We start from the raw sequence: 13143 nt of genomic DNA, 5'->3' as shown, positions 1-13143 counted from the left end.
CTCAGCCGATGACGCCGTCCACCAGCCGCTTGGCCTCGGCCTGCACCTGCCGCAGGTGCTCCGGGCCGCGGAAGGACTCCGCGTAGATCTTGTACACGTCCTCCGTGCCGGAGGGGCGGGCGGCGAACCAGGCGGACTCGGTGACCACCTTCAGCCCGCCCAGCGGCTCCCCGTTGCCCGGGGCCACGGTGAGTGTGGCGGTGATCGGCTCTCCGGCCAGCTCCTCGACCGTGACGTCCTCGGCGCTCAGCTGCTTCAGCCGGGCCTTCTGATCCCGGGTCGCGGGGGCGTCGATCCGCTCGTAGGCGGGGTCCCCGAAGCGCTCGGTCAGCTCCGCGTAGCGCTGCGACGGCGTCTTGCCGGTGACCGCGAGGATCTCCGAGGCCAGCAGGGCCAGGATGATCCCGTCCTTGTCCGTGGTCCACACGGCCCCGTCCCGGCGCAGGAAGCTGGCCCCCGCGGACTCCTCCCCGCCGAAGCCCAGGGTGCCGGCCAGCAGCCCGTCCACGAAGTGCTTGAACCCCACCGGCACCTCCACGAGCGTGCGCCCCAGGTCCTCGGCGACCCGGTCGATCATCGAGGATGAGACCAGGGTCTTGCCCACCCCGGCGTCGCCCGGCCACTCCGGACGGTGCCGGTACAGGTAGTCGATGGCCACGGTCAGGAAGTGGTTGGGGTTCATCAGCCCGGCGTCCGGGGTGACGATGCCGTGCCGGTCCGAGTCGGCGTCATTGCCGGTCGCGATGTCGTAGGAGTCCCGGTTGGCGATCAGCGAGGCCATCGCGTGCGGGGAGGAGCAGTCCATGCGGATCTTCCCGTCCCAGTCCAGGGTCATGAACCCCCACTGCGGGTCCACGTCCGGGTTGACCACGGTCAGCTCCAGCCCGTACCGGCGCCCGATCTCCTTCCAGTACTCCACCGACGCCGAGCCCATCGGGTCCGCCCCGATGCGCACCCCGGCTTTGCGGATCGCCTCCAGGTCCACCACCTCGGGCAGCTCGGAGACGTACGCGTCCAGGTAGTCGTAGGTCTGCGTGGTCTCGGCCAGCTTCGCCTGGGCGTAGGGCACCCGGCGCACCCCGCGGTTCCCGTCGGCCAGCAGCTCGTTGGCCCGGTCCTGGATCCACCCGGTGGCCTCGGCCCCGGCGGGCCCGCCGTGCGGCGGGTTGTACTTGAACCCGCCGTCCGTGGGCGGATTGTGGCTCGGGGTGATCACGATGCCGTCGGCCTGGGAGGCCCCGGGTCGGGCGTTGTGCACCAGGATCGCTCGGGACAGCGCCGGGGTGGGCACGTACCCGTCGCGGGCGTCCAGCAGCACGACGACGCCGTGCGCGGCCAGCACCTCCAGGGCCGTCTCCTGCGCCGGACCGGACAGGGCGTGGGTGTCCCGGCCCATGAACAGCGGCCCGTCGATGCCCTGCTCGGTGCGGTACTCGACGATCGCCTGGGTGATCGCGGCGATGTGCGCCTCGTTGAAGGAGCCGCTCAGGGCCGAACCCCGGTGCCCGGAGGTGCCGAAGGCCACCCGCTGGGCGGGGTCCTCGGCGTCGGGCACGCGCTCGCGGTAGGCGGTGAGCAGCTCCTCGATGTCCACGAGGTCCTGCGGCTGTGCGGGGGTTCCGGCTCGATCGTTCATATGACCAACCTAACGCGCCGCCGCTGTGCCGGTGCCCTGTGCGGCCTGTGTGACGGGCTGGCCGGTGACGGGCTGGGTGGTGGCGGTGGTGCCGCCGGGGTCCGCGGTCCCGGAGTCCAGGTGCCGCTGGCGCTCGGCCAGCAGGGGCCGGACGGTCTCCGAGGAGGCGTCCGCGGCCGGACGCTCGAAGCCGTCGGCAGTGATCCAGTGGATCAGCCGGGCCCCGGCGCGGGCGGTGCGCTCATCCAGGTCCAGGCGCGGCACCAGCCCGACGACATCGAGCACCGCGACCTTCCCGGTGCGCGCCACCCGGCGGGCCAGGCGCTCCACCACGAACAGGGGCACCCCCAGGGTGGCCGGCGCGCTGACCCCCGGGGCGGTCTCCCCCGGCAGCACGTCCAGATCCACGCTGAGGTAGATCACCTCCAGGTCCGCCAGCCGCTCCTCCAGCCAGGCCTCGGCCCCGGGCAGCTCCGCCTCGCGCAGCTGAGCATCCTTCAGGTACCGGGCCCCGATCCGCCCCGCGTTCTCGAAGCGGGCGCGGGTGTTGTCCGTCTCGGAGATGCCCAGGGCCACGTACCGGAACTCCCGCCCGGCCTTCCGCTCCGCCCGGGCGATCTGGTCGAACACCGTGGTGGCCGTGGCCTGCGGCTCCTGGGCGGTGCCCAGGTGGGTGTCGAAGGAGACCACGCCCCAGGTGCGCACCCCGTCCAGCCGCCCGGAGGCCGCCAGACCCAGGTACCCCGCGTAGCTGGTCTCGTGTCCCCCGCCCAGCACCAGGGTCATCCGGTGATCCCGCACCGCCTCGGCGATGCGCCGCCCGGCCTCGGCCTGCGCCTCCTCCAGGTGGTGCCCGTCCACCTCGATGTCCCCGCGGTCGTGCACCACGTTGGCCCCGTGGAAGGCCAGCTGGGCCAGGGCGTGGCGCAGCCGGTGCGGGCCCTCCGCGGCCCCGGGCCGACCCTGGGAGCGGATCGTGCCCTCGTGGGAGTCGAAGCCGAGCACCGCGAGGCTCTGCGCCTCCTCCCCGGTCTCCTTCTGCCCGGCGTAGACCATGTGGTGCCAGCGGGTGTGGATGGCGCCGGGGCCGTCGTCGCGGCCCTGCCACGGGGTGGTGCTCATGCTGGGGTTCCTCTCTGCCGCGGCCCGCACCCGCTGAGGTGTGAACCATATCTCGCGTTACAGACAACACCCGGGGGCGGTCCGGCGCAAGTGCCCTCCCGCGCGGGACGGGCCCCGGGTAGATTGGGCGGCGGAATCCGAGCCGGCCGAGCAGCGAAGGAGCGCACCGTGGACATTCCCAGCGTGAGCGTGGAGGAGATCCCCGAGGACGCCAAGATCCTCGACGTCCGCGAGGACTACGAGTGGGAGGAGGGGCACATCGAGCGGGCCCAGCACCTGCCCCTGGCGGACATCCCCGCCCGCTACGGCGAGATCCCCCTGGACGAGGACGTCTACGTCATCTGCCGCTCCGGCGGGCGCTCGCTGAAGGCCACCGAGTACCTGAACCAGAACGGCTTCGACGCGATCAACGTGCGCGGCGGCATGGGGGCGTGGCAGGACGCCGAGTATCCCATGGTCTCCGAGAACGGCCAGGACCCGCAGGTCCGCTGACCGTGAGGTACGCGTTCCTGGGTCCGGAGGGAACTTTCACCGAGGCCGCCCTGCTGTCCGTGGAGGACGCGCCCGACGCCGAGCGCGCGCCGTCGCCGTCGGTGCCGGCGGCCCTGGCCGCGGTGCGCGCCGGGGAGGTCGACGCGGCGATGGTGCCGATCGAGAACTCCGTGGAGGGCGGGGTCACCGCCACCCTGGACGCGATCGCGGCCGGGGCGGACCTGCGGATCATCCGCGAGGTGCTGGTGCCCATCCGCTTCGTGCTGGTCGGCGCCCCCGGCACCCGTCTGGAGCAGGTGCGCACCGTGTCCACCCACTCCCACGCCTGGGCGCAGGTGCGCGGGTGGATGCACGCCCACCTGCCGGAGGCCGACTACCTCCCGGCCGGGTCCACCGCGGCCGCCGCCCTGGCCCTGCTGGGCGCGGAGTCCCCCGGGTACCAGGCCGCGGTCTGCTCCCCGGTGGTGCTGGAGCAGCACCCGGAGCTGGCGGTGCTGGCCGAGGACATCGGGGACATCTCCACCGCCGTCACCCGCTTCGTCCTGGTGGCCCCGGCGGCCTTCCCGCTGCCGGAGCGCACCGGCGCGGACAAGACCACCCTGATGATCCCGCTGCCCGCGGATCGCCCCGGGGCGCTGATGGAGCTGCTGGAGCAGTTCACGGCCCGCGGGGTCAACCTCTCCCGCATCGAGTCCCGGCCCACGGGGGAGGCCCTGGGCCGGTACTTCTTCTCCGTGGACGCGGAGGGGCACCTGGCCGACGCGCGGATGCGCAACGCGCTGCGCGGGCTGCACCGGATCTCCCCGGGGGTGGTGTTCCTGGGCTCCTACCCGCGGGCCGACGGGGCGGCACCCGCGGTGGATGCCCACCACGCGGATGCCGCCTTCGACGCCGCGGACCGCTGGGTGGCCGGGCTGATGGGCGCGGCCCCGGAGCGAGCCTGAGCCGCGACCCGGCCGACGGCTACGCCCAGTTGCGCTTCGGGGAGGTCATCGCCACCCCGGGGTTGAACACGTTGCACGGGTCCAGGGACCTGTAGTGCTCCACGAGGCTGTCCGGGGCGTGGTAGACACGGCCGTAGTTGTGCTCGGCCGGCAGCACCGCCCCGCGGGCCTCGAGGAAGTCCACCATCTTCTGCTTCACCGTGGGGGCGTCCACCCCCTTGCGGATGATGTGGTCCGCGTGCACCACGTGGCACAGGAAGTGGCTGAGGTAGCAGCTCTCCGCGATGTCCTTGGTGATCTCCTCCGGCATCTGCGCCAGCCAGTCCTCGTCGTCCCGGCGCAGGGCCACGTCCAGGCTCGCGAAGTCGGAGAACTCCTCCCGGCGCAGGTTGAACATCCGGTTGGTCGCGCTGGCCACGCCGAAGCGCAGCAGCATGGCCGCCTCGGCCTCGGCGGGGTCGCACAGGAAGAACCCGCCGTCGTGCCCGTCCTGGGCGAAGAACCCGGTGAGCATCTGCTGGGTCTCCTCCCGCTGGTCGTGGCTGACCACCAGGATCAGGTGGTGCTCCCACCGGTCGCGGAAGGCGCGCAGGCGCTCGGGGACCTGCTCGGGCAGCAGGGCGAACAGCTTCTGGGCGATGGTGTCCGCCGTCGTCGGGCCGAAGCCGGGCAGCTTGGCGAACACCCCGTTGGCCCAGTTCTTCAGGGCGAACATCCGCACTTGGGTGCGGCTGCCGGCGTACTTCAGGGCCACGTAGGTGTCCTTGCCGTACTTCCGGGCCATGTCGAAGGACTCCCGGCCCAGGTACTCCCCGGAGATCGGCAGGCGCCGGTCCGAGGTGAGGATCTCCCGGCGCAGGTCCTCCAGGGTCTTGGGGCTGTCCGTGCCGATGTAGAAGGTCGCGGTGTCCTTCTCCAGGGGGAAGGTGCGCACCCGCACGGCGAAGATCATCAGCTTGCCGGCGCTGCCGGAGGCCTCGAAGAGGAACTTGGGGTTGGCGTTGTACCGGGCCGGGGTGTCCGTGATCTGCCGGACGTGCTCGGCGTAGTCGGTGCCGGTGGTGTCCTCCGGCGGGGCGGTGACCGACGCCGGGTCCCAGTCCCCGCGCTGGGCGCGCTCCAGGACGTGCTCGGGGTCCTCGCCCAGTTCGATGCCGAGGTGGTTGACCAGGTGCGCCTTCCCGTGCTCGTCCACCCGGGCGAACAGGGCGTGCTCGGTGTAGGCGGGCCCCTTGCGGACCTGGGAGCCGCCGGAGTTGTTGGCGATGCCGCCGACCACGGAGGCGCCGATGGAGCTGGAGCCGATCACCGAGTGCGGCTCCCGGCCCAGCGGGGTGAGCTTGGCGGTCAGCTCGTAGAGGGTGGACCCGGCCAGGCATACGGCCTCGCGGTTGTCGTTGATCAGGTGGATCTGGTTGATCCGCAGGGTGGAGATGATCACGAGGTCGCGGTCGTAGTCCTGCGCGGCAGGGGAAGACCCGCCCGTGACCCCGGTGTTGGCGGCCTGGTTGATGATGGCGATGTCGTGGTCCAGGCAGACCTGCAGGGCCTGCCACATCTGGACGAGGGTGCCGGGCCTGAGCACGGCCAGCACCTTCCCGGACCCGTAGCGGTTGCCGCGGGCATAGGGGGCGGTGCGGCGTTCGGAGGTGAGCACGTGCTGGGTGCCCATGATGCTGCGGAACTGCTCGAGCGCGGCGGCGGCGGACGGGGTGCCCACGGGGATTCCTTTCGACGGTGGCGGCGAATGCGCGTCCAGCGTAGTCCTCCGCCCGGCCGGGTGGCGCCCGATGACGTCCTGACGCCGTGCGCGGGGCCGGTTCAGGTGGTCTGCACCCGCAGCACCCCGGGCTGGACCTCGGCGGTGAAGGCGCGGACCTCGCCCACGTAGTCCCCGTCCACCTCCATGGGCTGCGGGTGGTGCAGGAAGTCCACGTGCACCCGCCGCCCGTGCAGGTGCTCGATCACCGGCAGCAGCCCGCGGCGTCGGGAGATCACCTGCCAGGTCAGGGCGGCCCAGTCCAGCAGGCTGCGGGGGGTGAGCACGATGGCCTCCAGGCGGGCGTCGTCCAGCCGGGAGGCCTCGGCCAGGCGGATCCCGGCGGTGAGGTCCCCGGTGTTGGCGACGATCACCGAGCGGGTCTTGCGGTGCACGGGGGCGGCGTCGTCCACGGTGATGCTCACGGAGTGGCGGCGGGCCACGAGGTTGCGCATCCCGGCCTCCACGTACGCGATCCAGCCGATGCGGGCTTTCAGGCGATCCCGGGTGTCGGTCATGATCTGGGCGTCGAATCCGGCCCCGCCCATCACGGTGAAGCGCTGCCGCACTGCCTCCCCCTCGGCCAGCTCGGCGCGGATGCCGATGAGGTCGATGCGGTGCGGGTGCCCGTGCAGGGCGATCTGCACGCAGCCGGCCGGGTCGGTGAAGGGCAGCTCCAGGTTGCGGGCCAGCAGGTTCCCGGTGCCCAGGGGGACGATGCCGAGGGTCTTCTCGGTTCCCGCCAGCTCCGCGGCGACCTGGCGCACGGTGCCGTCCCCGCCCATGGCCAGCACGAGCTCGCACCCGTCGGCCAGGGCTGCGCTCACCTGACCGGCACCGGGGTCCTCCACGGTGGTCTCGTAGACCCGGGGCTTCTCCCAGCCGGCCCGGCGCAGCGACGATCGCACGACGTCGAGGGCCTCCCGCGCCCCGTGCTTGGCCGGATTGACGACGACGCCGACCCGCCGCGGGGGCCCCGGCGTGAGCGGGGGGCGGTCCGGTGCGGCGATCGCCGGGGGCAGGGGGGAGCTGCGCAGCCAGGCCGCGGTGATGCTGGCGGCCGCGGCGCCGCCGAACACGGCGAGGCCCGCGGCGGCCAGGAGCCTGGAAGGTCGAGTCATGTCTCCCAGGCTACGTGAGGAGCGAGCGGAAGGGGTGGCCTGCCCCTCGCCGGCGGGACCTGTCGCCGAGAGCGGCAGAGCCGGCCCCGGGGGAGGCCGCTCGACGCGGACGGCCGTGCGGTAGGTTGGGGGCGTGATCGACCTCAGTCTTCTGCGTGAGAACCCCGACCTCTTCCGAGCCTCCCAGCGCGCCCGCCAGGCGGACGTCGAGCTGGTGGACCGCATCCTGGAGGCCGACGCCTCCCGTCGGCAGGCCATCAGCGAGTTCGAGTCCCTGCGCGCCGAGCAGAAGGCCGCCAGCAAGGACATCGGCCGGCTCGCCGGGGCCGCGAAGAAGGACCCCTCCCAGCAGGGCGCCTTCGAGCAGGCCAAGGCCCAGGCGGCCCAGCTGGCCGGTCAGGTCAAGGAGGCAGAGGCCCGCGCCGAGCAGGCCCAGCGGGACCAGGACGAGCTGACCTCCCGCATGGAGAACCTCATCATCGACGGGGTGCCCACCGGCGGCGAGGAGGACTTCGAGGTCGTCAGGACCGTCGGGCAGCCGCGGGACTTCGAGGCTGAGGGCTTCGCCCCCCGGGACCACCTGGAGATTGGCGAGATCGTGGACGGCATCGACATGGGTCGCGGCGCCAAGGTCTCCGGGGCCCGCTTCTACTTCCTCAAGGGCCACGTGGCCCGCCTGGAGCAGGCCCTGCTGAGCATGGCCCTGGACTACGCGACCCGCCGCGGCTTCACGATGCTGACCACCCCCACCCTGGTGCGCCCGGAGACCATGGCCGGCACCGGATTCAACGTCAAGCACGACGACGAGATCTACCGCCTCGAGCGCGATGACCTCTACCTGGTGGGCACCTCCGAGGTCGCGATCGCCGGGTACCACGCGGACGAGATCATCGACCTGTCCGACGGGCCCCTGAAGTACCTGGGCTGGTCCACCTGCTACCGGCGCGAAGCCGGGTCCGCGGGCAAGGACACCCGCGGCATCATCCGCGTGCACCAGTTCAACAAAGCGGAGATGTTCGTCTACGCCCGGGTGGAGGACGCCGAGGCGATGCACGCGCAGATGCTCGCCTGGGAGGAGGAGATGCTCGGCCTGTGCGAGCTGTCCTACCGCGTCATCGACACCGCCGCCGGGGACCTCGGCTCCTCCGCGGCCCGCAAGTTCGACTGCGAGGCGTGGGTGCCCACCCAGGGCACGTACCGCGAGCTGACCTCCACCTCCAACTGCACCACCTACCAGGCCCGGCGCCTGAACATCCGCGAGCGCACCCCCGAGGGCGCGGAGGGGAAGAAGGGCGGGACCCGCATGGTCGCGACCCTCAACGGGACCCTCGCCACGACCCGCTGGCTGGTGGCGATCCTGGAGACCCATCAGCAGGCGGACGGCTCCGTGCGCATCCCGGAGGCGCTGCGCCCCTACCTGGGCGGCCTGGAGGTCATCCCGGCGGTGCGCGAGGCCGGGAGCCGGTGACCTCCGCGCCCCGAAGCCCGGCGTCGGGACCCCACCTGGTGGCCCTGGACGTGGACGGCACCCTGGTGGATCACGACGGCGCGATGTCCGCCCGGGTGCGCCGGGCCGTGCAGGCGGTGGTCGCGGCCGGACACCACGTGGTCATCGCCACCGGGCGCTCCCGGGCCGCGGCCCTGCCCGTGGTGGAGCTGGCGGGGATCACCCGCGGCTACGCGGTGGCCTCCAACGGCGGGATCACCCTGCGCATCGACGCCGAGGCCCCCGGCGGGTACGCGGTGATCGACGCCGCCGAGTTCCGCCCCGAACCGGCCCTGCGCACCCTGCGCGAGGCCGTGCCGGGGGCTCGCTTCGCCCTGGAGACCGCCGAGGGGGCGTTCTGGTCCACGGTCCCGGTGCACGACGCCAGCTTCGGCGCGCCCGCCCGGGTGGTGGGTTTCGAGGAGCTGGCGAGCATGTCCGCGGTGCGCGTGGTGGTCTTCTCCGAGGAGCTGGACCTGGAGGACTTCACCGAGGCGATCGAGCGGGCCGGGCTGCACGGGGTCGCCTACGCGGTGGGGTGGACGCCGTGGCTGGATGTGGCCGCGCACGGGGTGTCCAAGGCCTCCGCGCTGGAGCAGATCCGCTCGCGGCTGGGCATCCCGCGCGAGCGCACCGTCGCGGTGGGGGACGGCTTCAACGACGTCGAGATGCTCACGTGGGCCGGGCGCGGGGTCGCGATGGGCCAGGCCGCGCAGGGCGTGCGGGCGGTGGCCGACGAGGTGGCGCCCAGCGTGTACGAGGACGGCGCGGCCGTCGTCCTGGAATCCCTGCTGGACTGAGTGGGTGGGCCGGGGCTGGTCCCGGTGCCCGGTTCAGGCCAGCAGCAGCGTGTAGACGGCGAGGACTGCGGCGGCGACGAGCCCCGCTGCGGCCACCAGCCCCACGGTGCGCAGCATCGGCAGAGCGACGTCCTTGCGGGCGTTCCACGCATAGGCCAGACCCAGCAGAGTGAAGGCCGCGACCTTCGCCCACGCGACCCCCACCAGGGCGTCGCGGGAGGCCGGCCAGGCGGCGGCCGCGGCGGCGAGCACGACGACGGCCGGGGTCACCCAGTAGAACGCGGTGGTGCGCAGCCGCCCGAACAGGATGTTGGTGGAGACCAGGTACAGGGCGTAGCCGATGCCCAGCACCGGCAGGACGACGGCCACGCGGGTGGTGTCCGGGTTGCCCTGGGCCAGCACGAGGATCCCCAGGGGCGCGCCGATGGACCCGAGCACCGCCATCAGCGCTCCGAGCCGGGTCGCGGTGCGCAGGGTGGACCGGGAGATCCGCTCGAACTCGGCCGGGTCCCCGTGGGAGGCCTTCAGGACGGTCGCGGACCAGGCGTTGTTCAGTCCGGCCAGCACCGCGATGGGCCCCTGGGCGAAGACGAGCGCGGCCAGGTAGACCCCGGTCTCCCCGGGGGAGGCCAGGCGCTTGAGCAGGATGGAGTCGCCCTGCATCAGCAGGATGATCGCGAAGGAGTGCGGCAGCAGGGGCGCCCCGGCCACCACCGCTGTCTTCACCGCACCCCATGCCCTCTGCGGTGCGGTGGGGCGGGTCAGGAGGATCCCGGCGAGGGCCGTGAGGGTCGTGGAGACGGCGAAGCCGCCCATGAACACCGCGGCATGGGCGCCGAACAGGGCGATGGCGGTGAGACCGAACAGGTGGGCGATCAGCGAGGAGCCGGCGGCCAGGGCCGCGAAGGTCAGGGGGCGGGCCTGGGCGCGCAGCTGGGCCTGGGCGGCGACCACGACGGCCAGGGCCGCCATAGACCAGATCGAGGCCAGCAGGTAGGCAGGGGCGCCGGCCAGGGCGGCGATGCCGAGTCCGAGGGCGCCGCCGAGCACCGCGAGCAGCACGTTGAAGCCGTTGATCGCTCGGGCGTTGCGGGGACCGTCGCCGGGTTCCAGCCAGGCGCGGGTGATGGCCAGCGGGAAGCCCGCGGAGAAGGCGACGAGGCCCACCTGCATCACCGAGATCGCGAAGGAGGCGGAGTTCCACCCGGGGGAGCGGACCCCGCCGAACAGGTGGATGGAGAACGGCTGCACGAGCACCGCGGCCATGCCCTGCACCGCCGAGGCGATGAGGTACAGGTACGGCACCACCCGCGGGGGGAGGCCCCGGCGCGGGGACCCGACGGGGGTGGTCTGCGCGGTCCGGGGCTGCGGGCTCGACGGCTGGACGGGACCCACCGGGCCCGGGACGCCGAGGGGTTCGGCGGGCTCCGGGGCGGGCTCGGCCCAGGGCGGGGTGCGGCTCATGCCCGGCGGCTCCCCGCCGGGGCGTCCTCAATGCCAGGCGCCACGGCGTGCGGGTAGGTGCTCCGGGGCAGGCGCTCGGGCAGATGCTGCAGCGGGTGGCGCAGGAACGCCAGGGGGTGCGGCTTCGGGCCGGCGCTCGGCTCCGCCGGCTCCCCGCCCGCGTTCGGCTCCGTCCGGTTCGGGACCGCCGGAGCGGGGGTCGGGTCCGATGCCTGCCCGTCGTGGGTGGGGCTCTGCGGGGTCGTGACCGCGCTGGTCCGCAGTCCCAGGACCTTCAGGGCCTTGTCCACCGGCCCGGTCAGCCAGTACTGCAGCGCCGGGCGCAGGGTGGACCCGTCCCAGCCGAGCAGGCGCGTCAGCTCCTCGGGGCGGCGCATCCAGGGGCGGCCGAGCTCCACCTCGGCGATCCGCCGCAGCGCCTCCTGGTCCGGCTGCTCGGCGAAGAACTCCGGGAACATGGCGCGCATCGCGGCCTCGTCAGGATCCGTCGCGGCGGCGTTGCGCACGGAGTAGAAGGGCCCGTAGGTGTGCACGGGGGTGCCCAGGGCTGCGGCGTAGAACGAGGCCGTGGCCACCCGGTTGGTGACCACCTTGCGTGCGGAGGCCAGCAGCCACAGGTTGCGGGAGAGGAACTCCGGGTCCCGGCGCTGACCGCAGGTGGTCACCCGGTGCCCGGCGTCGGTCCAGGCGCGCACGATCTCCTCGTGCTCCATGTCATCCACGTGGAGGCAGACCACGGCCGGGCCCTCCTTCTCGTAGACCTGGCGGGCGTACACGGACTGGTCGCCTTCCAGCTGGAAGATCTTGGAGCCGTGGAAGGGGACGACGACGGTGGGGATCGTGCGCTCCGGCATCGCCCCGCGGGCGCGCACCTGGTCCGCCAGGTACAGGAACGGCGCCCCGATGGCTGTGCTCCGGTATCCGGTCTCCTCCTCATCCCGTGCGGGATCCCAGGCCCGGGAACCGTGGGACCACACGAACAGCCCTCCGGCTGGTGCGGCGGAGGCCAGCTCCGTGAAGTGGCTGCGCACCGGGGAGGTGGGCGTCCACCCGTGCTGCACCAGACCGGCGATGTGGCGTGGTGCCGACAGGCCCGCGTGGGCGGCGTAGGCGGCGGAGTGGCCGTAGAAGTGGTTCTGGATGTCCACAGTGTGTGTCCTGGTGCGAATGGGGTGCGATGGTCCGGGTGCTTCCGCGTCCGCCCCGGAGGCGCTCCGGGGCCGCCCGTGGGGGTCTGCGGCCCGGGCGTAACCGGGGTGCGGGCATCGGTGCGCCTCGGGCGAGTCTATCGGAGGGTCGCTGTGCGGATTCTGTGCCGTGCCCGCTGCCCGGCCCGGGGATCCAGTCCCGGGCGTCATGCCTCGGGGGCCGGTCCCGGCCCCTGTGCGCGGGTCCCGGACGGACGTGGCAGGGTGGAGGCATGAGAGCCGCCATCGCCCAGATCAGCACCACCGCCGACGTCGCGGGGAACCTCGCCCTGGTCCGCGAGCACACCGAGCGCGCCGCGGCCGCCGGTGCGCAGCTCGTCGTCTTCCCGGAAGCCACGATGATCGGGTTCGGCCACGACCTGCTGGGTGCGGCCCGGGAGCATGCCGAGCACTGGAAGACCGAGCTGATGTGGCTGGCCGCCGAGCGGGAGATCACCATCGTGGCGGGGGAGTTCGAGGAGGCTCCGGCCGGGTCCGGTAGCCCCCGGGTGCGCAACGTGCTGGCGGCGTACACCCCCGAGGGCGAGCGCTTCGACTACGCGAAGATCCACCTCTACGACGCCTTCGGGTTCCGCGAGTCGGACACCGTGGCTGCGGGTCGGGAGCCCGTGGTGCTCAGCGTCGCCGGGCACCGGGTGGGGCTGGCCCTGTGCTACGACGTGCGCTTCCCCAAGCTGTTCGCTGAGCTCTCTCGCGCCGGGGCCGAGGTCATCGTGTGTGCGGCCTCCTGGGGTGCCGGCGAGGGCAAGGTCCGGCAGTGGGAGATCCTGACTCGGGCCCGTGCCCTGGACAGCAACACGATCGTGCTCGCGGTGGGCCAGGCGGACCCGGCCGTCACCGGCGCCGCGGTGCCGGAGGGCGCGCCCACGGGTGTGGGGCACTCCGTCGTCGCGGACCCGTTCGGAGAAGCCCTGGCGCAGCTGGACGGCGGGGAGCACCTGGAGATCGTGGATCTGGATCTGGACGTGGTGCCCCGGGCCCGGCAGGCTATGCCCGTGCTGGAGAACGCCCGCCTGGGCTACTGACCGGCCCGGCCCGGCCCTGATCAGATCGATTCGGGACGGGTTCGTCGTTTCGGGACCGGAATAACCCGTCCCGAAGCGACGAACCC

General features: G+C 73.0%; 11 protein-coding genes. 5 read left to right on the top strand and 6 right to left on the bottom strand.

The features are described 5' to 3' along the window. Position 1 precedes the first annotated feature (1 nt). Positions 2–1636, bottom strand: a complete 1635-nt coding sequence (pgm, locus tag AC0VXQ_RS09690; protein ID WP_475528560.1) for a phosphoglucomutase (alpha-D-glucose-1,6-bisphosphate-dependent) — start codon at positions 1634–1636, stop codon at positions 2–4. Between the two features lie 9 nt (positions 1637–1645). Continuing rightward, positions 1646–2758 carry a formimidoylglutamase gene (gene hutG / locus AC0VXQ_RS09685; RefSeq protein WP_475528558.1) on the bottom strand — a complete coding sequence of 371 codons (1113 nt, stop codon included), beginning with the start codon at positions 2756–2758 and terminating at the stop codon, positions 1646–1648. Positions 2759–2926: 168 nt separating this feature from the next. On the opposite strand from hutG, the gene AC0VXQ_RS09680 reads away from it, so the two are divergent. Both AC0VXQ_RS09680 and pheA read left to right on the top strand, forming a co-directional pair. Further along, positions 2927–3250 carry a rhodanese-like domain-containing protein gene (locus tag AC0VXQ_RS09680; RefSeq protein WP_058730396.1) on the top strand — a complete coding sequence of 108 codons (324 nt, stop codon included), beginning with the start codon at positions 2927–2929 and terminating at the stop codon, positions 3248–3250. A gap of 2 nt (positions 3251–3252) precedes the next feature. Continuing rightward, positions 3253–4194 (top strand): prephenate dehydratase, encoded by a 942-nt coding sequence (gene pheA, locus AC0VXQ_RS09675; RefSeq protein ID WP_061225698.1) that lies wholly within the window; start codon positions 3253–3255, stop codon positions 4192–4194. A 19-nt stretch (positions 4195–4213) separates the two neighbouring features. Here the strand turns inward: pheA and dld are convergent, their stop codons facing one another. Both dld and AC0VXQ_RS09665 read right to left on the bottom strand, forming a co-directional pair. Further along, positions 4214–5914 (bottom strand): D-lactate dehydrogenase, encoded by a 1701-nt coding sequence (gene dld, locus AC0VXQ_RS09670; protein ID WP_224799588.1) that lies wholly within the window; start codon positions 5912–5914, stop codon positions 4214–4216. Between the two features lie 101 nt (positions 5915–6015). Next, positions 6016–7074, bottom strand: a complete 1059-nt coding sequence (locus tag AC0VXQ_RS09665; RefSeq protein ID WP_224799589.1) for a diacylglycerol/lipid kinase family protein — start codon at positions 7072–7074, stop codon at positions 6016–6018. 133 nt (positions 7075–7207) lie between these two features. Here AC0VXQ_RS09665 and serS point away from each other — a divergent pair, with 133 nt between their 5' ends. Further along, a complete protein-coding gene (serS, locus tag AC0VXQ_RS09660; RefSeq protein ID WP_224799590.1) occupies positions 7208–8542 on the top strand; it encodes a serine--tRNA ligase in 1335 nt (444 codons plus the stop codon). Then, positions 8539–9360: an HAD family hydrolase gene (locus AC0VXQ_RS09655; protein WP_224799591.1), complete on the top strand. Its 822-nt coding sequence runs from the start codon at positions 8539–8541 to the stop codon at positions 9358–9360. The genes serS and AC0VXQ_RS09655 overlap by 4 nt, the downstream gene beginning before the upstream one ends. A gap of 33 nt (positions 9361–9393) precedes the next feature. On the opposite strand, the gene AC0VXQ_RS09650 is transcribed toward AC0VXQ_RS09655, so the two are convergent. Next, a complete protein-coding gene (locus tag AC0VXQ_RS09650) occupies positions 9394–10824 on the bottom strand; it encodes a lipopolysaccharide biosynthesis protein (RefSeq protein ID WP_058730400.1) in 1431 nt (476 codons plus the stop codon). After that, positions 10821–11972, bottom strand: a complete 1152-nt coding sequence (locus tag AC0VXQ_RS09645) for a hypothetical protein (RefSeq protein ID WP_058730401.1) — start codon at positions 11970–11972, stop codon at positions 10821–10823. The genes AC0VXQ_RS09650 and AC0VXQ_RS09645 overlap by 4 nt, the downstream gene beginning before the upstream one ends. Before the next feature lie 272 nt (positions 11973–12244). Here AC0VXQ_RS09645 and AC0VXQ_RS09640 point away from each other — a divergent pair, with 272 nt between their 5' ends. Continuing rightward, a complete protein-coding gene (locus AC0VXQ_RS09640; protein ID WP_058730402.1) occupies positions 12245–13057 on the top strand; it encodes a carbon-nitrogen hydrolase family protein in 813 nt (270 codons plus the stop codon). Positions 13058–13143: the final 86 nt, after the last annotated feature.

The organism is Rothia sp. QJM3NY_36, assembly GCF_056173115.1.
Note: the sequence above shows the minus strand (reverse complement) of the source record. Positions and strands in the feature narration are given on the sequence as shown.